Source organism: Azospirillum formosense (assembly GCF_040500525.1).
GTDB classification, from domain to species: domain Bacteria; phylum Pseudomonadota; class Alphaproteobacteria; order Azospirillales; family Azospirillaceae; genus Azospirillum; species Azospirillum formosense_A.
Map to the genome: position 1 here is coordinate 727234 of NZ_CP159403.1, position 16119 is coordinate 743352.

Consider the following 16119-nt stretch of genomic DNA (forward strand, 5'->3'; position numbering starts at 1 on the left):
GGCCGTGGCCGTGCGCGCCCTCGCTTGATCGGGTTGGCCGATCCGCTAAACCTCCGACGTCCGACGCGGTCGGCGGCGCCGGTCAACGGCGCCTCGTGTCCCGGACCGCTTCCTTTTTCCGTTCGACGGCGGGGTTTTCCCCGCCCGCGTCGCGCATGATCCCAGCATGGCCGTCGCCGCGCGTCGGGAACTCTTGGCCGGGGCCGGGGTTCATGACGTGACGGATGACTCCTGACAAGGCTCCGTCGTCGCGCAATTCCGGCGAAGGTGCGCCGATGAACCGATGGCCGACATGGAGCCGTCCCGCCACCAGCGCCCGGACCGACCGCGCCGGGACCGCCAACGCTTGCCGTCCCCGATTTGCCCTCCGCTCTCCTGATCCCGCCATCGCCGCCCGGCTTTCCGCGGCGCCGCCGTTATGCGCCATTGCCGCCTGAACATGACGATCCGGAGACACACGCAACCGTCACAGGGTCAAAACCATGGAAGAACAGTGGCTCCTCAAGGCGAAATTCGTGGCCTTCAATCTGACGATCTCGGCGTTCGTCTTCGTCCTCTACGCGCAGGGGTGGCTGGACCGGGTCCTGACCGGGCACATCGCCGTGGCGACCGCGATCATCGGCATCGTCTTCGTCGTCGGGCTGGTGATGTCGGCCTATCGGGTGTGGAAGATCGGCGGCGAGTTGGACAAGGCCAAGCTCGGCGGCGGGCGGCTGATGAAGGTCGAGAGCGAACGCGCCCTGGAAATCCGCCTGTTCTCCCGGATATCGCACCTTCAGCACATCGCCAACGCGCTCGGCATGCTCGGCCTGATCGGCACGGCCTGGGGCTTCAGCCTGTTCGCCGCGAACATCACGCCCGACATGGTGGGCAACGCCGCCTCGGCCGGCGCCATGGTGACCACTCTGGCCAGCGGCCTGGGCGTGGCGATCTACGCCACGATGCTGGGTGGCGCCCTGTGCCTGTGGACGACCTGCAACCTGCAGCTCCTGCGCGGGGCGACCGCGTCCCTGTGCGCGCTGATCATGGACGAAGCCCACGCCCGCTCCCGGGTCGCCCCGAGGACGGGGACGCCGGAGTTCGCCGCGCCGCAGACGGCTCCCTACGGCGCACTCGGCGGTGAGGCCGCGTCATGAACGATTTCCTGGGGGAGGATCAAACCGGCGTGCTCGTCGCTCGGGATCTGCTGACGCTGCTGCTGTGCGGCTTCGTGGCCTGCGCGGTCCTGGCGGTGCCCTTCATCAACGAGGCGAAGAAAACCGAGGCCAACCAGCAGAACGAGTCCTCCTCGTCCGCCGCGGCGGGCATGGAGCCGCCGGGAAACGTCATCATCGAGGCGCGGTGGGATGACAAGCTGCGCAGCGACGTCGATCTGTGGGTGCAGGCGCCGGGCGACGTGCCGGTGGGCTATTCGAACAAGTCGGGGCTGATCTTCAACCTGTTGCGCGACGATCTGGGCGCCTACGCCGATCCCACGGAGATCAATTTCGAGACCTCCTATTCCCGTGGCATTCCTCCCGGAGAATACACGGTAAACGTGCATATGTTCCGCAATCTGGAGAATGTGTTTCCCATCTGGGTCCGGGTGGTCGCCCGCGTCAAGGCGGAGCATGAGTCGGGGGCCGCAACGATCGCCGCCACGCGCGTCCGGCTGGACCACGAAGGGCAGGAGATCACCGCCTTCCGCTTCACCCTGACGGAGCGGGGCGAACTGGTGCCGGGGTCCCTGAACGCCGTGTTCAAGCCGCTGCGCTCGGCCAAGAATTGACCCGCCGGACCGGGAGTGCGCCATGGAAAGCCTGACCGTCATCTTCGGCTTCGTCGCCGTCGTCACCCTGCTGCTCGTCCTGTCGGCCTTGCGCTGGACGCGCAGCCCGATGGCCCGCGTGGTGATCCTGCTGCTGTTCGCCCTGCTCCTGCCGGCCGCCTACGCGGCTCCGGCGGCGCTGCTGGGCCGGGCGAAGCCGGTCACTCTGGAATGGATGGGGGCCAACGTCCGCGAGGCCAAGGTGCTGAGCGCCACGCTGGTGGAGAACGAAGCCATCTACCTCACCCTGCTCTGGGAGCAGGCGCCCAACCTCTACCGCCTGCCCTGGGACCGCCGCATGGCGGAGCAGTTGCAGGAGGCGCAGCGCGAGGCCCAGCGCAACGGCACCAACCCGATGATGCGTCTGCCTTTCGAGCGGTCTTGGGACGACCGGGAGCCGCGCTTCTACGCGCAGCCGCAGCCGAAGATGCCGGACAAGCCCTATGAGAACGCGCCCGGCAACGGCGGGCCGGGCGGCAATCCGGGGATCGAGTTCCAGCACCCCGGCCAGCCGACCTGACGTCCGGCCCTTCGGCGGCGGGGCGTTCCGGTGGTTTTCCGGCACGGCCCCCTGTGAAGGGCCCTTGAAGGCGGGGGGCGGCCTCGTCTACGGTTCCGCGATTCCGTCCGCCCGAGCAAAGAGAGTCCCATGCCGTCCTTCGACATCGTGTCCAAGACCGACATCCACGAAATCGACAACGCGCTGAACGGCATGCGCCGCGAGATCGAGACCCGCTTCGACTTCAAGGGCTCGCGCTGCACCGTGGAGCGCACCGAGAACGACATCACCCTGCTGGCCGACGACGGCCCCAAGCTGGAGCAGATGCAGGAACTGCTGCGGGTCTATGTCACCCGGCGGAAGCTGGACGCCGGTGCCCTGGACTATTCCAAGCCGCCGGAGCGGGCGGCGGGCGACGCGCTGCGCCAAGTCGTCACCGTCAAGCAGGGCATCGCCCAGGACCTCGGCAAGACCATCGTCAAGGCGATCAAGGACGCCAAGATGAAGGTCCAGGTCTCCATCCAGGGCGACGAACTGCGCGTCACCGGCAAGAAGCGCGACGACCTCCAGGACGCCATCGCGCTGGTGCGCGGGCTGAAGATCGAACAGCCCCTGCAATACCTGAACTTCCGGGACTGACCGGAGGCACGGGACCGGCGGGGTCATTCTTGCCGGCCGGCGGGTCGTTCTTGCCGGGTGGGGCGGAAATTTTTGCCGGGCACGGGGGCGGCGGGAGAGCCGAACCGACCGGCCGCCGGCCCCTTCCCATGATGGCCCGCCCCTTGCTTGCCATGATCCGGTAGCCGAACGCCGCAGGGTCAACGCGCCATGTCGATACCGGCCAACGCCGACGCTTCCCAGTTGATGCGCATCCGGGCTGAAGAGCTTCTGGAGCGCAAAGGCACGGGTGCGCCCCGGCAGGCGGGGGAACTCGCCGGTCAGTTCGCCGCGATGCTGGAGCAGCTGAACGGCGTCGGTGGCGCGGACGGCGCGGCGGCCCTGGCAGCCTCCTCCGCGGCGGGGCCGGTCACCGGGGGCTCGGCGATCGCCCACCGGCTGGGCGTGGGCGCCGTCAGCGTCTTCGCACAGAACGGTTCGGACACGGCGTCCGGCGCCCAGAGCGCCGATGCCCACACGCCCGACATGACGGCGCCCAACGCCGAGGAGGCCATGCAGGTGGTGCAGAGCGCCCTCCAGGCCGAAAGCGCGCCGAACTTCCGTTGGCTGACCACGCTGCTGACCCAGAGCGTTCCCGACCGCATGAAGACGGGGCCGGCCCAGTAATCGCCGGCCGAGCAGCCGCCCGCAGCAACCAAAGGTGCCGGTTCAGCGAACCTCCAGCCGGCGCTCCAACGTGACCACCGCGTTGCCGTCGCGGGTCAACGTCACGACGCCCCGGTAGGGCCCCTTCGGCCATCCCGACGCCGGACGCTTCAGCCCCTGGTAGGAGAACCAGACGGCCTTGTCGCCGGTGATGCCCTTGCTGTTGTCGAACAGGGTCCGCCCATCGCCGTCGAGGATGCGGATGCGCTGCGTGTCGCCGTCGCGGACGCCCATGATGTCGGACCACAGGACGAGCATAGGCGAGTCCCGGGTCAGCGTCTCCCCGGCGAATTCGCCGTGGCGGGCCGGCTCGGCCTCCGGAACGCGGCTGGTGGCGAAGCCGGCGCTGAGTCCGGCGGTCGGGCGGTAGGCCAGCGCCTTGGCCGTGGCGGCGTTCCACAGCGGCGTCATGGCCTGGCCGCAGGCCGTGAAGGGCTGCTGGCCGACGAAGGGATCGACGACCGCGCCGTTGTGGCGCACGCCGAAATGCAGATGGGGGAACTCGGTCAGTCCCGACAGCCCGACATCGCCCAGCCGTTGCCCGGCCTCCACCCGCTGGCCGGGGGTGACCGCCACGCTACCGCGCTTCATGTGCAGGTACGCGGTCTGCCAGCCGTCGCCATGATCGATGATGACGGCGTTGCCGCCCCCGACCTTCATCACCGTGTCGCGCCCGATGACGTTGACGTTCACGTCCTCCATGCCGTCACGCACCCGCAGGACGGTTCCCGCGGCGGCGGCCAGCACGGCGACGCCCTTGTCCATGGCTGTGTAGTCGGGCAGGCGGAAATCCGTTCCGTCATGCCCGTCGTAGCTCAGCCGCCCGCAGGCATGGTCGCGCCATCCGGGGCCGGAGTCCTCGTCGACGTAATTCTGGACGAAGCAGGTCTCCCCGATCCGGCACTGGATTGGCAGCCCGAAGGCCGGCGCCTCGGCGCCCGCAGGGCCGGCGAGAACCGGAACGCCCGCGAGAAGGCCTGCGGAGAGGAGGGTGGCGAGCGCCTTGCGGATCATGCGGGCTTCCCTGGGAGAAGGGGCGTGCGGAGAGGGCAGGGTGCGGGAAGCCCCGTTCCGGCGCAATCGCGAGGAAGCCATACGCCGCCCGGCCAAAGTCCGTTCAGCCAAAGCCCCTCAGCCGGCGATCAGCACCGCGAGCACTTCGGAAGCAAGGATGGCCGGCTTGATCGGCTTGCGGACCATCCGGGCGACGCCCAGCTTGGTCAGCGCCTGCATGGTCAGTTCCGGCGGCACCCGCTCGTCGATTCCGGAAAGGACGATGACCCGCAGGTCCGGGCGAAGGCTCTTGGCCGCCTGGATGACCTCGAACCCGTCATGCTCCGGCATGATGAGGTCGGTGACCAGCAGGTCGAACTCGTGGAAGGTCAACGATTCGATGGCTGCCCGCGCGTCGGAGCAGCCGGTGACGTTGTTGCCTTCCTTCTCCAGGATCTTGGTGACGATGCTGAGGGATACCGGGTCGTCATCGACGACAAGGATGTCCGCCATCGGAGCCTGCCCTCCCGTGAGCGAGTGTTTGGGTGTGCGGTTTTCCAGCCTGGATAAGGCGGGGGTGGTTTACGTCCCGTTTATGAGGGGGACGGCCATGCGTCGCCGTCAGGGCACCCCGCACCCGCGCCCGCACGGCGTTGACTTGGCGTTCCGTGCGCGTAAACTGGAGGCGCCTTCACGGAGAAGGCGCCGGTCGCCCATCACGGGGATCGGCCGATTGGGTCATATCGCTTTCAAGAGGATGTGACATGAGCACCGCATTGGCACTGACCACGCCGTTTCCCGGCGAGTCGCTGTCCCGCTACATCGAGCAGGTCCACCGCTTCCCCGTCCTGGGCGCGGAAGAGGAGTATGTGTTGGCCACCGCCTGGCGCCAGCATGGCGACATGGAGGCGGCCCGCAAGCTGGTGACCAGCCATCTGCGCCTGGTCATCAAGATCGCCACCGGCTTCCGCGGCTACGGTCTGCCGATGACCGATCTGGTCGGCGAGGGCAACATCGGCCTGATGACCGCCGTCCGCAAATTCGAGCCGGACCGCGGCTTCCGCCTCTCCACCTACGCGATGTGGTGGATCAAGGCCTCCATCCAGGAATACATCCTGCGCTCCTGGAGCCTCGTCAAGCTGGGCACCACCGGCGCCCAGAAGAAGCTCTTCTTCGGCCTGTCCCGCCTGAAGCGCAAGCTGGGCGAGTTCGGCAACGGCGACCTGAAGCCGGAGAGCGTGTCCCGCATCGCCCAGGAACTCGACGTTCCGGAAAGCGACGTGGTGGCGGTGAACCGCCGCTTCGTCCAGCCGGTCGCCTCGCTGAACGCGCCGCTCTCCGCCGGGGAAGGGACCGCGGAGATGCAGGACTTCCTGCCCGACGAGCGCCCGAACGCCGAGGACAGCCTGCTGGAGCGCGACGAGGCGATGCACCGCAGCGCCCTGCTGCGCGATGCGATGGCGGTGCTGAAGGACCGCGAGCGCGACATCCTGACCGCCCGCCGCCTCAGCCCGTCGCCGAAGACGCTGGAGGATCTGGCCGCCGTCTACGGCGTCAGCCGCGAGCGCATCCGCCAGATCGAGGAGCGCGCTTTCCAGAAGCTGTCCCAGCGGGTGCGGGAACTCGCCGCAGCGGCGTGACCGGGGGGCTGCTTGCCTCCCGCTCCGCCCTGGTTTATAGCGAAAGGCGTAGTTCCTGGAAGGTTGGTGCCAGCCGCCGGCGCCGTTCCTCCGGGCGAGACGGCGCGGCGTTCTCCTGCCTGCAGTTGTGGTGCGGGGAGCTGTGGATGCAACAGATGTTGTGATTTCGCCGCAATTTGTTGGAAATCGGTCCGCAAGCCGTCATAATGACAACTGGGTTTCTGTGCACCCCTGGGTATCGGGCCACGTCCCGACATCCGTGGGTGCCTTGGTGAGCGGGTACGGTTTTGTCCAACGTGTCTCCGGCAAAGCATCAGGGGCCTGAGGGCCCGTCCGCACCGGCAATGCCGACCACGTCGGCGTTTCTGGCGTCGCTGGCCGAAAGCCTCATGCATCAGGCCTCCTTCGCGCTGGTCTATGCCGACGCCGGAGGGCGCTGCCTGTTCGCCAACCCGAGTTTCGCAACCGTCCTGCAGACGTCGCCAGCCGCCTTGGCCGGGCGGCCCCTGGCCGAGTTCGACCATCCGCTGGCGCGCGCCGTCGTGCAGGCGCTGGACCGCTCCGCCCAGACCGGGGAGGCCGCCCCGGTGGACTGCGAGGTCGAGCGCGCGGGCGGCGGGCGCGGCGTGCTGACCGGTTGCCTCCTTCCCCACCGCACCGGCGACGGGGGGCAGGGCTTTCTCGGGCTGTTCCAGGATGTGACCGACCCGGCCCGCATCGCCGACTTCGTCCTGCGCCGCGACCCCTTCGTGACCACGCTGCTCGACGCCGCGGTGGACGGGGTGGTGGTGGCCGACCGCCACGGCATCATCCGCACGGTCAACCGGTCCTGCCGCACCCTGTTCGGCTACGACGAGGAGGAACTGATCGGGCGGAACGTCTCCGTCCTGATGCCGCCGCCCTTCTCGCGCGATCATGACAAGTACATCGGCAGCTATCTGGAGACGGAGCGCGCCAAGATCATCGGCATCGGGCGCGACGCGCTGGGCCGGCGCAAGGACGGCGCGGTGTTCCCGATCCATCTCAGCGTCGGCGAGGCCCGGCTGGCGCGCGAGGTCGTGTTCGTCGGCATCATCCGCGACATCTCCGAGCGACTGGCGGCGGAGCAGCGCGCAACCTATCTCGCCCGGCACGATCCGCTGACCGGGGTCCTGACCCGGACCGCCTTCCTGGAGGAGTGCGAGGCCGTGCTGTCGGCGCCCTTCCCCGGCCAGGAAGGCGGCCTGTTCGCGCTCTACGCGCTCGACGTCGACCAGTTCAGCGACATCAACGAGGCGTTCGGCTTCCATGTCGGCGACGCCGCGCTGAAGGCGATGGTCAGCCGGGTGACGGAGGTGCTGCCGCAGCAGACCTACGTCTGCCGCATCGCCGCCGACGAGTTCGCCGCCCTGTCCCGCGTCGAGAGCGCGGAGCAGGCGGAGACCCTGGCCGATCTGCTGCACGACCGGCTGACCGCCTCCATCTACGCCGACCGCCATTGGGTGCGGCTGCGGCTGTCCATCGGCGCCGCGGTGCAGGACGCGGACATCCGCACGCTGGAGGAGCTGAACGCCAAGGCCAAGCTGGCGCTCCAGGCCGCCCAGCACAACGGCGGCAACGCCGTCTGCTTCTACACCCCGGAGATGGCCGCGGCGGCGACCCGGCGGATGTTCCTGACCATGCATCTCGCCCACGCCATTGAGCGGAACGAGCTGCACATGGCCTACCAGCCCATCGTCGACGCCCGCTCCGGCCGTATCGTGGGGGCGGAGGCGCTGCTGCGCTGGAACCAGCACACGCTGGGCCCCGTCTCCCCCGGCGAGTTCATCCCGGTCGCCGAGGAGAGCGGCCTGATCGTCCCCATCACCGACTGGGTCCTGACCGCCGTCGTCGAACAGATGGCCCTGTGGGAGAAGGCCGGCACCCTGCCCAACCAGATCTTCATCAACATCTCCGGCCCGCAATTCCTGCGCGGCAACCTCAGCGCCCGCCTTGAGGAGCTGCTGGGACGCCATCCGGAGCTGCGCGGACGACTGGGGCTGGAGATCACCGAGCAGGCGGCTGTGCGCGACCTGAAGGCCGCCGTCCAGACCCTGACGGAGCTGGAGGCCATCGACGTCCAGGTGGCCATCGACGATTTCGGCTCGGGCTACTCGTCGCTCAGCTACGTGCAGCAGCTTCCGGTGTCGAAGCTGAAGATCGACCGCGCCTTCATGGAAGACATCCCGGACAACCTGAAGAACGGGGCGCTCGTCCGTGCCGCGGTCGGCATGGCGCACGGCCTCGGCCTCGTCACCGTCGCCGAAGGGGTCGAGACGGAGGAACAGCGGGATTTCCTGGTGTCCGTCGGGTGCGACCTGCTTCAGGGCTATCTGTTCGGCCGCCCGGCGGCGCCGGACGCCTTCGCGGCGATGATCCGCTCCCAGCAGCCCGCAATGGCCTGAGCGTCTGGCGGGAACGCCCGGAGGAGGGTCACCCCTCCAGCCGCTCCGGTTCCTTTCCGGCCAGGGCCGGCGCTTCCAGGGCGCGGGCGGGCAGGCGTTCGCGGCGGGTTTCCCGGCGCTGCCAGCGGCGGAAGGAGCGTTTCGACCACCAGGACAGGATCGTTTGCCAGAGCCGTTCCGGACCCTGGAACAGCGGCACGCGGGCCGTGTCCATCGCCGACGGCTCCAGCGCGAGGCCGACCGAGGTGATCTGTCCGTCCTGCATGTCGCGGACGATCAGCTCGACGCCGCCCATGCGCATCCGGTCGCCCAGCTCGCAGGCGCCGCCGAACTCGTTGCGCAGCAGGTCGCGCAGCGACCGCTGGGCGTTGGCCAGCGACAGGGGAAGGCCGTACATCTCGGCGATCTGCTCCACCGTCGCGTCGGGATTCAGCGCCAGATCGCCGTAGAAGGCGCGGTCGTCCTGGTCCAGAGGACGGCTCTCCGCGAACAGCTTGTCGATCAGCGGCAATTGGCTGGGCGGGGTGAACAGATAGACCATGTCTCCGGCCTGCAGCGTTCGCGCCTTGTGCAACGGCACCACGCGCCCGTCGCGGATGACCAGGGAGGGGCGGGCGAAGCGCGGCGTGCGCTGGCCGCGGGCGGCGGGGCTCTTGGGGTGGACGGTGTAAGCGACCATCTCCTGGTCGGCCCCGCCGGGCAGCTCCAGCTCGAACCGCTCGACCGGGCCGCGCCGCGGCGGGACGATCAGCTTGAGCCAGCGCGCCATCGGACCGATGGTCCAGCCCTGCACGGCCAACGACACGATCACCACGAGAAAGGCCGTGTTGAAGATCACCTGACCGCCCGGCAGGTCGCCGAGGATCGGCACCAGCGCCAGCAGCATCGAGACGGCGCCGCGCAGCCCGACCCAGGCCATGAAGGTCTTCTCGTTGGCCGAGAAGCGGAAGGGCAGCAGGCACAGCCAGACGGCCAGCGGGCGCGCCAGCAGGATCAGCAGGACGGCCAGGGCCAGGGCGGGCAGGGCGATCGCCCCGAAGTCGTGCGGGGTGGCGAACAGGCCCAGCATGACGAACATGACGATCTGGCTGAGCCAAGTCAGGCCCGAATGGAACTGCCGCAGGCCGAGCGCCCCGCGCAGCTTCACGTTGCCCGCGACGAGGCCGGCGGCGTAGACGGCCAGGAAGCCGCTGCCGCCCAGCTCGTTGGTTCCGGCGAACAGGAACAGGGCGAAGGCCAGGGTGACCACCGGGTTGAGGCCGGGGTCGAGGCGGGCCTTGTTGATGAAGGCGGCCAACCCGGCCCCGCCCAGCACGCCGAGGACCGCCCCGCCGGCGATCTGCTTGACTAGGAAGCCGGCCAGCTCCAGCGGCGTTCCCCAGCCGTGCAGCGCCGCCTCCACCAGCATGGCGGTCAGCAGGATGGCCGTCGGGTCGTTGCTGCCGGACTCGATCTCCAGCGTCGAGCGCACGCGGTCGCGGATGGTGATGCCGCCGACGCGCAGCAGGAAGAAGACCGCCGCCGCGTCGGTGGAGCTGACCGCCGCGCCGACCAGGAAGGATTCGATCCAGGGCAGTCCCAGCAGACCATGCGCGGCGACGCCGATGACCCCGGAGGTGATGGCGACCCCGAAGGTGGCGAGGCTGAGCGCCGGCCAGGCGGCGGCGCGGTAGCTGGACAGCTTGGTGTCCAGGCCGCTTTCGAAGAGGATCACGGCGAGCGCGATGGAGCCGATCAGGAAGGCGCTGTCCGCGTCGTTGAAGCTGATGCCCCCGACGCCGTCGATCCCGGCGAACAGACCGACGCCCAGGAAGATCAGCAGCAGAGGCGTGCCGATCCGCAGCGCCAGATAGCTGGTCAGGATGCTGACGATCAGCAGCGACGACCCGATCAGGATGATGGTGCTCGCTGTCTCCATAGTCCTCGCGCCGGGAAGGGAGTGGTGCCGCCTTTGCGGTCATCCGATTTTGGCAATTCTTGGGCGCGAGTGCAACGCAGCGGCCAAAATTTCCCAATGTTCCTAAAATAATACAGAAATGTCTCCCGCAATGCAGCATTGCAGCGGGCTACAATCCTTCCGGGTTAATGCAACGGGCGAGGGGCATTTCATGTTTCGTACACGGCGTATTCCGGCACCACCCCTCGCGGCCCTGATCCTTGTCCTGTCCTCCGCCGCGGCGACGGCGGCGAGCCTGCCCGACCTGGACCGCACGGCGGCCGGGGGCGGCACCACGCCGATCCGGTTCGACAAGAAGGCCATCGACCTCGGCGGCTGGGGCGCCCTGGAGGTCGGCCAGACGGAAAGCGCGTCGCGCCGGATGGTGGTGACCACGCCGGTGCGCGACCAGTGGTTCTCCGATCCGGTCTTCATGAACGACGGCGCCTTCGGCGGGCCGGACGCGCGGGCGACCTACTATTCGCCGCGCCTGCACGGCTTCAACATCGGGCTCGGCTACACCCCCGTCCGCACGGAGCTTGGGGCGGCCGATCCGCTCGCCCGCCATGTGGTGGAAGGCGTGGTGCGCCACGACGGCCGGCTGGGCAAGGCCCGGCTGCGCATCACCGCGGGGGCGGGCAAGGCCGCCGTCGCCAAGGATCGCGGCACGCCCCGCCGGTCCTGGGTGGTCGGCGGCCAGGTGACGCTGCCCGGTGTGACGGTCGGTGCCGGCTACCGCGAGCAGTTGCCGGACGACGGCGCGGCGCGGCGGACGCTCAACGCCGGCCTCTATCTGGAGCAGGGGACGCCGCTGCGGGGCTGGACGGTCATGGGGCGGCTGGCCCACAGCCAAGTCGGCAACGAGGCTCCGCAGGAGGCCTGGTCCACGGGCCTGCGGTTCCGCATGTCGCCGAAAGTGAGCGTCACCGCCGATCTGGGCACCATGACCTACGGCGGCGACCCGTCGGACAGCACGATGCTGCGCGTCGGAACCCGCGTTCTGTTCTGAATCATGGCCCGAACGGGCCCGACATCCCTCTTTCGCCCTCATCCAAGGGTGGTTTCCCGACGGAATTGCGGTGTCGTGGAAGCAAATGGCCTTCTCGCCTGTTTACAGAAGCGAGATGCACCACAAGGAGGGTTTGGACATGTCTCGTTTGCGCCTGATCGGGACCGCCATTGCGCTGTTGACGCTCGCGGCCTGTTCGACCGGCGGCGTGGTGGGTGGCACGGCTGGCGCCGCGGGCGGCTACGCCGTGGACGGCAAGCGTGGCGCGATCATCGGTGGCCTGGGCGGCGCCGCCCTGGGCACGGCCCTGGATCGCTGACCGGACGCAACGGACAGGGTCCGTTGCCGATGACGACAAGCGCGTCGCACCGATCTGGTGCGGCGCGCTTTCGTTCTGTCAGGCCCGCCATTCCTTCCGCAGGATGGCGTACTGCATCGTGTTCTCGTAGAGGGGGGTGCCGTCGGCATCGGTCGTGAAGGAGATGAACTCCACGAACAGGCCCTCCTTCCTCATGCCGAGCCGTTCGCACAGGCGCCGGGACGCGACGTTGGTCTCCTCCACATAGGCATAGAGACGGCGCGCGCCCAGCACCGTGAACAGATGGTCGAAGAGGGCCCGCGCGGCCTCCACGGCGTATCCCGCCCCCGCGAACTCCGCGTTGAAGTTCCAGCCGACCGTGTGGGTGTCCGGCGGTTCGGGCACCTGGAACAGGTCGCCGATGACCCGGCCGGTGCCGCGCAGGCACACGGCGATGTGTTCGTCGCTTCGGCTGCGCGCCTCCACCTCCACGGCGGCCGCGTCGAGGTCGTCCAGTTTGAGCGAGAGGAAACAGCTTGCCCGGGGCTGGCGCAGATAGGCGAGCAGGTCCGGCGCGTCTCCGTTCCGGAAGTTCCTCAGGATCAGGCGCTCGGTGGTGATGGGGTCCATTCATCGTCCCTGCGGAAGAGGCCGGACGCGGAAGCCGGCAGATCATGGGCCGGTCGATTTTGCCGCCCGGCACATCGGAGCCACCAAAAATCCCGCTTACACGCTTGATTGCCAAGCATATTCAAGGTTGCACAAAACTTGCTTGCCGAATCTCCAATCCATCGGTCACGAGAAACCGTCATGCAAATCGGCAGCTATTTAACCGAGGTCTCCCGCGTCGTCGCCAAATTCGCGGTGAAGAACGAGAAGACCGGACCGGAGACGGAGGCCAGCGGCGTCAGCGCCGCCGACGCCTTCCTCAAGGAAGCGCGCAAGACGCCGGCCCAACGCATCCGCGACCAGCTTCTGGCCCGCATGAAGCTGGACGAGGAGTCTCTCGCGGAAATGCCGCCGGAGAAGCGGTCGGCGATCGAGAAGCAGATCGCCGAGGAGTTGAAGCGCCAGTTGACCGGCGAGCAGGACCGGCGCGGCGCGGTGGTCGACCTGACCGCCTGACGCCGCTCAGACCGGCGGCGCGTAACCGAAAACCCTCAGCGCGTCCTGCAGGTCGGGGAGGACGCGCTCCACCGCCGCCTCCCCTTCGCGGATGCAGTCCTCCGCCCGGTCGAACTCCGACAGGCCGATGTGGCCCAGCCGCGGCGTGATGTGCACGTCCGGCGGCTCGCCCGCCAGACGGGACCGCGCGATGCGGTCGGTGACGATGCCCAGCGAGGAGACCATGACGCCGAACAGGCTCGGCCCCTCGTAATCGCGCCGGAAGATGCGGCGGCTCAGCGCGCCGATGGGCACGCGGAAGCCGGCGCGCGGCCTGGCCTCGCCATCCGGTTCGTGCTCCTCGTCGATCAGCTTCAGCAGGTCGAACCCCGCCGCGGTCGGCACGGCGGCGCCGGGGCGGCGCGACTTGCCGATGATGTCGGCGGCCAGATTCACCGCGATCACCATCTGCGCCCCCAGGGCCCGGCAGGCCGACACCGGCACCGGGTTGACCAGCGCGCCGTCGACCATCCAGCGGCCTTCGAAGCGCACCGGCGGAAAGACGCCCGGCAGCGAGAAGGAGGCGCGCAGCGCGTCCACCAGCGGGCCGTTGCGCATCCATACCTCGTGCCCGGTGACCAGGTCGGTGGCGATGGCGGCGAAGGGGCTGGGCAATTCCTCGATCAACGTGTCGCCCAGATGGTGGCGCATCTCGGCCACCAGCCGGTCGCCGCCGATCAGCCCGCCGCCCTGGCGCAGCCGCAGATCCAGATAGCCGACGATCTTCATCCGGGTCAGGCTGCGCGTCCACTCCTCCAGCGCGTCGAGCTTGCCGGCGAGATGGACGCCGCCGACCAACGCCCCCACCGAACTGCCGCAGACGATGTCCGCCTCGATCCCGTAGCGCGTCAGCGCCCGCAAAACGCCGATGTGCGCCCAGCCGCGGGCCACGCCGGCGCCCAGCGCCAGACCGATGCGCGGCCGGTGGTGCTGGTGTCCGTACCGGTTGCCGGGACCCTGTCCGTTTCCGCCATGTCCGTTTCCGCCGTCCGCCGCCATGGCGCCTCCTTTGCACAGGGTGGAGCGCGTGCCGGCCGGTACGGTGCCATCCGGCCGCTTCAGGAAGCTTGATCGGTTCCGGCCCGGCGGACAAGCCCCGGTGGCCGCGGCCCGGTGAATCAAGGCTCGGTGGACAAGCACCGGCGCCATCGGCTAAGCCATCGCGATTGCGCTACAGGAAGACGTGCACGTGAGCAAGAAGAGCGGAGAACGGCTGCGCCTCGACGCGGCGACGGAGCGGTTGGTCGGCCGCATGCTGCGGGAATGGGTGCGCCCCTACACCGGCAAGCTGATGCTGTCCTTCCTGCTCATGGCGGTGGTGGCGGCGGCGACCGGCGCCTACCCGCTGCTGATCGACCAGGCCTACTCGATGTTCTCGGAGCAGGACCGGACCATGCTGCTGGTCATCCCGGTCCTGATCATCGTGGTCACGGCGGTCAAGGCGCTGTCCATGTATTCGCAGACGGTGGTGACCACCGACATCGTGCAGCGGATCATCACCGACGTGCGCCTGTCGATGTTCGACCACCTGCTGAGGTCCGACACCGCCCAGCTCCACGCGGCGCCCACCGGCACTCTCACCTCCCGCTTCATCAGCGACGTGGACCTGATCCGCAACGCGCTGTCGCGGACCCTGACCGGGCTGGTGCGCGACATCCTGACGGTGATCGCGCTGGTCGGGTCGATGTTCTATCTCGACTGGGTGCTGTCGCTGATCGTCTTCCTGATCTACCCGATCGCCGCCATTCCCATCGTGAACATCGGCAAGCGGCTGCGCCGCGTGTCGCGCGACACCCAGGCGCAGATGGGCGACATGACCGCCCTGCTGACGGAAAGCCTGGCCGGCGCCCGCATGGTCAAGACCTACTCATTGGAGGAGTACGAGCGCTCCCGCGCCGCCCGCGCCTTCGAGGACAATTTCGCCCTGACCATGAAGGCGACCCGCGCCCGTTCGCGCATCGACCCGATGATGGAGGTTCTGGGCGGCGCCGCGGTGGCCGGGGTGATCGCCTTCGCCGGCTACCGCATGGCGATGGGCGAGGGCTCCGTCGGCGCCTTCTCCGGCTTCGTCGGCGCGTTGCTGATGGCGGCGCAGCCGGTGCGCGCCATCGGTACGCTGAACGCCGTCCTGCAGGAGGGTCTGGCCGCCGCCCAGCGCATCTTCGAGCTGGTGGACGAGAAGCCGACCATCACCGAGCAGCCCGGCGCCAAGCCCCTGGCGGTGGAGCGCGCCGCCCTGTCCCTGCGTGGCGTCCGCTTCGCCTACGAGGAGGGGACGGAGACTTTGAAGGGCATCGACCTGGAGGTTCCGGCCGGGGCGACGGTGGCGCTGGTCGGGCGCAGCGGCGCCGGAAAGTCCACCGTGTTCAACCTGATCCCGCGCCTCTACGACGCGACCGGCGGGCAGGTGCTGATCGACGGGCAGGACGTGCGGGCGGTGACGCTGAAGAGCCTGCGCGGCGTGATCTCGCTGGTCAGCCAGGACACGGTCCTCTTCAACGACACGGTGCGGGCCAATATCGCCTTCGGCCGGCTGGACGCCCCCTTCGACGACATCGTGGCCGCCGCGAAGGCCGCCGCCGCGCACGACTTCGTCACGCGGCTGCCGGAGGGCTACGACACGGTCATCGGCGACCGCGGCGTGAAGCTGTCGGGCGGCGAGCGGCAGCGCCTCGCGCTCGCCCGCGCGTTCCTGAAGGACGCGCCGATCCTGCTGCTCGACGAGGCGACGAGCGCGCTGGACAGCGAGTCCGAGCGGCTGGTGCAGGGCGCGTTGGAGCGGCTGACCCGGGGCCGCACGACGCTGGTCATCGCCCATCGTCTGGCCACCGTGCGCAACGCCGACCGGATCGTCGTGATGGAGGGCGGGCGCATCCTGGAGCAAGGCACCCACGACGCCCTGATCGCGCAGAACGGCACCTACGCCCGCCTGTGCAAGCTTCAGTTCGGCGAGGACGGCGAGGCCGCCCTGCTGGCGCCCTGAACCCGCACGCCTGAACTCGCACGCCTGACCCGGCGAGGCAGGAT

General features: G+C 69.0%; 16 protein-coding genes. 11 read left to right on the forward strand and 5 right to left on the reverse strand.

Features of this window, described 5'->3' with window-relative positions; genetic code table 11:
* Positions 1-482 precede the first annotated feature (482 nt).
* The 5 genes from ABVN73_RS16485 to ABVN73_RS16505 all read left to right on the forward strand — a co-directional run bounded on the left by ABVN73_RS16485 (position 483) and on the right by ABVN73_RS16505 (position 3590).
* Positions 483-1136, forward strand: a complete 654-nt coding sequence (locus tag ABVN73_RS16485; RefSeq protein WP_353860699.1) for a hypothetical protein — start codon at positions 483-485, stop codon at positions 1134-1136.
* Positions 1133-1768, forward strand: a complete 636-nt coding sequence (locus ABVN73_RS16490; protein ID WP_014198682.1) for a hypothetical protein — start codon at positions 1133-1135, stop codon at positions 1766-1768. The genes ABVN73_RS16485 and ABVN73_RS16490 overlap by 4 nt, the downstream gene beginning before the upstream one ends.
* 22 nt (positions 1769-1790) lie before the next feature.
* Positions 1791-2327 (forward strand): hypothetical protein, encoded by a 537-nt coding sequence (locus tag ABVN73_RS16495; protein ID WP_353860700.1) that lies wholly within the window; start codon positions 1791-1793, stop codon positions 2325-2327.
* Positions 2328-2456: 129 nt separating this feature from the next.
* Positions 2457-2945 carry a YajQ family cyclic di-GMP-binding protein gene (locus ABVN73_RS16500; protein WP_145672163.1) on the forward strand — a complete coding sequence of 163 codons (489 nt, stop codon included), beginning with the start codon at positions 2457-2459 and terminating at the stop codon, positions 2943-2945.
* Positions 2946-3134: 189 nt separating this feature from the next.
* Positions 3135-3590, forward strand: a complete 456-nt coding sequence (locus ABVN73_RS16505) for a hypothetical protein (protein ID WP_353860701.1) — start codon at positions 3135-3137, stop codon at positions 3588-3590.
* Between the two features lie 42 nt (positions 3591-3632).
* Here the strand turns inward: ABVN73_RS16505 and ABVN73_RS16510 are convergent, their stop codons facing one another.
* Positions 3633-4643, reverse strand: a complete 1011-nt coding sequence (locus ABVN73_RS16510) for a M23 family metallopeptidase (RefSeq protein WP_353860702.1) — start codon at positions 4641-4643, stop codon at positions 3633-3635.
* A 117-nt stretch (positions 4644-4760) separates the two neighbouring features.
* Positions 4761-5135, reverse strand: coding sequence for a response regulator (locus ABVN73_RS16515; RefSeq protein WP_353860703.1), 375 nt, complete (start codon positions 5133-5135; stop codon positions 4761-4763).
* A gap of 251 nt (positions 5136-5386) precedes the next feature.
* Between ABVN73_RS16515 and rpoH the strand changes: the two genes are divergently transcribed.
* Both rpoH and ABVN73_RS16525 read left to right on the forward strand, forming a co-directional pair.
* A complete protein-coding gene (gene rpoH / locus ABVN73_RS16520) occupies positions 5387-6262 on the forward strand; it encodes an RNA polymerase sigma factor RpoH (RefSeq protein ID WP_353860704.1) in 876 nt (291 codons plus the stop codon).
* Between the two features lie 344 nt (positions 6263-6606).
* Complete coding sequence (locus ABVN73_RS16525) at positions 6607-8685, forward strand: EAL domain-containing protein (RefSeq protein WP_353860705.1); 2079 nt, start codon at positions 6607-6609, stop codon at positions 8683-8685.
* 28 nt (positions 8686-8713) lie between these two features.
* Here ABVN73_RS16525 and ABVN73_RS16530 read toward each other — a convergent pair whose 3' ends face one another.
* Entirely contained in the window at positions 8714-10603 is a 1890-nt protein-coding gene (locus ABVN73_RS16530; protein ID WP_353860706.1) for a potassium/proton antiporter, read from the reverse strand.
* Between the two features lie 190 nt (positions 10604-10793).
* Between ABVN73_RS16530 and ABVN73_RS16535 the strand changes: the two genes are divergently transcribed.
* Both ABVN73_RS16535 and ABVN73_RS16540 read left to right on the forward strand, forming a co-directional pair.
* Complete coding sequence (locus ABVN73_RS16535) at positions 10794-11630, forward strand: porin (protein ID WP_353860707.1); 837 nt, start codon at positions 10794-10796, stop codon at positions 11628-11630.
* 139 nt (positions 11631-11769) lie between these two features.
* Positions 11770-11949 (forward strand): hypothetical protein, encoded by a 180-nt coding sequence (locus tag ABVN73_RS16540; protein ID WP_014198692.1) that lies wholly within the window; start codon positions 11770-11772, stop codon positions 11947-11949.
* Positions 11950-12027: 78 nt separating this feature from the next.
* Here the strand turns inward: ABVN73_RS16540 and ABVN73_RS16545 are convergent, their stop codons facing one another.
* The gene (locus ABVN73_RS16545; protein ID WP_353860708.1) at positions 12028-12558 is read right to left on the reverse strand and encodes a GNAT family protein; all 531 of its coding nucleotides are present in this window, start codon (positions 12556-12558) and stop codon (positions 12028-12030) included.
* 180 nt (positions 12559-12738) lie between these two features.
* Between ABVN73_RS16545 and ABVN73_RS16550 the strand changes: the two genes are divergently transcribed.
* Positions 12739-13053, forward strand: a complete 315-nt coding sequence (locus ABVN73_RS16550; protein ID WP_353860709.1) for a hypothetical protein — start codon at positions 12739-12741, stop codon at positions 13051-13053.
* A 6-nt stretch (positions 13054-13059) separates the two neighbouring features.
* Here ABVN73_RS16550 and ABVN73_RS16555 read toward each other — a convergent pair whose 3' ends face one another.
* Positions 13060-14091, reverse strand: a complete 1032-nt coding sequence (locus ABVN73_RS16555) for a patatin-like phospholipase family protein (RefSeq protein ID WP_353860710.1) — start codon at positions 14089-14091, stop codon at positions 13060-13062.
* A gap of 190 nt (positions 14092-14281) precedes the next feature.
* Between ABVN73_RS16555 and ABVN73_RS16560 the strand changes: the two genes are divergently transcribed.
* The gene (locus tag ABVN73_RS16560) at positions 14282-16075 is read left to right on the forward strand and encodes an ABC transporter ATP-binding protein (protein ID WP_353860711.1); all 1794 of its coding nucleotides are present in this window, start codon (positions 14282-14284) and stop codon (positions 16073-16075) included.
* Positions 16076-16119: the final 44 nt, after the last annotated feature.

Excerpts from the sequence above, each read along its gene's own strand:
- ABVN73_RS16530 (WP_353860706.1), bottom strand. The coding sequence starts at position 10,603 with ATGGAGACAGCGAGCACCATCATCCTGATCGGGTCGTCGCTGCTGATC.
- ABVN73_RS16525 (WP_353860705.1), top strand. The coding sequence starts at position 6,607 with ATGCCGACCACGTCGGCGTTTCTGGCGTCGCTGGCCGAAAGCCTCATG.
- ABVN73_RS16490 (WP_014198682.1), top strand. The coding sequence starts at position 1,133 with ATGAACGATTTCCTGGGGGAGGATCAAACCGGCGTGCTCGTCGCTCGG.
- ABVN73_RS16540 (WP_014198692.1), top strand. The coding sequence starts at position 11,770 with ATGTCTCGTTTGCGCCTGATCGGGACCGCCATTGCGCTGTTGACGCTC.
- ABVN73_RS16545 (WP_353860708.1), bottom strand. The coding sequence starts at position 12,558 with ATGGACCCCATCACCACCGAGCGCCTGATCCTGAGGAACTTCCGGAAC.
- ABVN73_RS16510 (WP_353860702.1), bottom strand. The coding sequence starts at position 4,643 with ATGATCCGCAAGGCGCTCGCCACCCTCCTCTCCGCAGGCCTTCTCGCG.
- ABVN73_RS16535 (WP_353860707.1), top strand. The coding sequence starts at position 10,794 with ATGTTTCGTACACGGCGTATTCCGGCACCACCCCTCGCGGCCCTGATC.
- ABVN73_RS16495 (WP_353860700.1), top strand. The coding sequence starts at position 1,791 with ATGGAAAGCCTGACCGTCATCTTCGGCTTCGTCGCCGTCGTCACCCTG.
- ABVN73_RS16555 (WP_353860710.1), bottom strand. The coding sequence starts at position 14,091 with ATGGCGGCGGACGGCGGAAACGGACATGGCGGAAACGGACAGGGTCCC.
- ABVN73_RS16550 (WP_353860709.1), top strand. The coding sequence starts at position 12,739 with ATGCAAATCGGCAGCTATTTAACCGAGGTCTCCCGCGTCGTCGCCAAA.
- ABVN73_RS16485 (WP_353860699.1), top strand. The coding sequence starts at position 483 with ATGGAAGAACAGTGGCTCCTCAAGGCGAAATTCGTGGCCTTCAATCTG.
- ABVN73_RS16505 (WP_353860701.1), top strand. The coding sequence starts at position 3,135 with ATGTCGATACCGGCCAACGCCGACGCTTCCCAGTTGATGCGCATCCGG.
- ABVN73_RS16500 (WP_145672163.1), top strand. The coding sequence starts at position 2,457 with ATGCCGTCCTTCGACATCGTGTCCAAGACCGACATCCACGAAATCGAC.
- rpoH (WP_353860704.1), top strand. The coding sequence starts at position 5,387 with ATGAGCACCGCATTGGCACTGACCACGCCGTTTCCCGGCGAGTCGCTG.
- ABVN73_RS16515 (WP_353860703.1), bottom strand. The coding sequence starts at position 5,135 with ATGGCGGACATCCTTGTCGTCGATGACGACCCGGTATCCCTCAGCATC.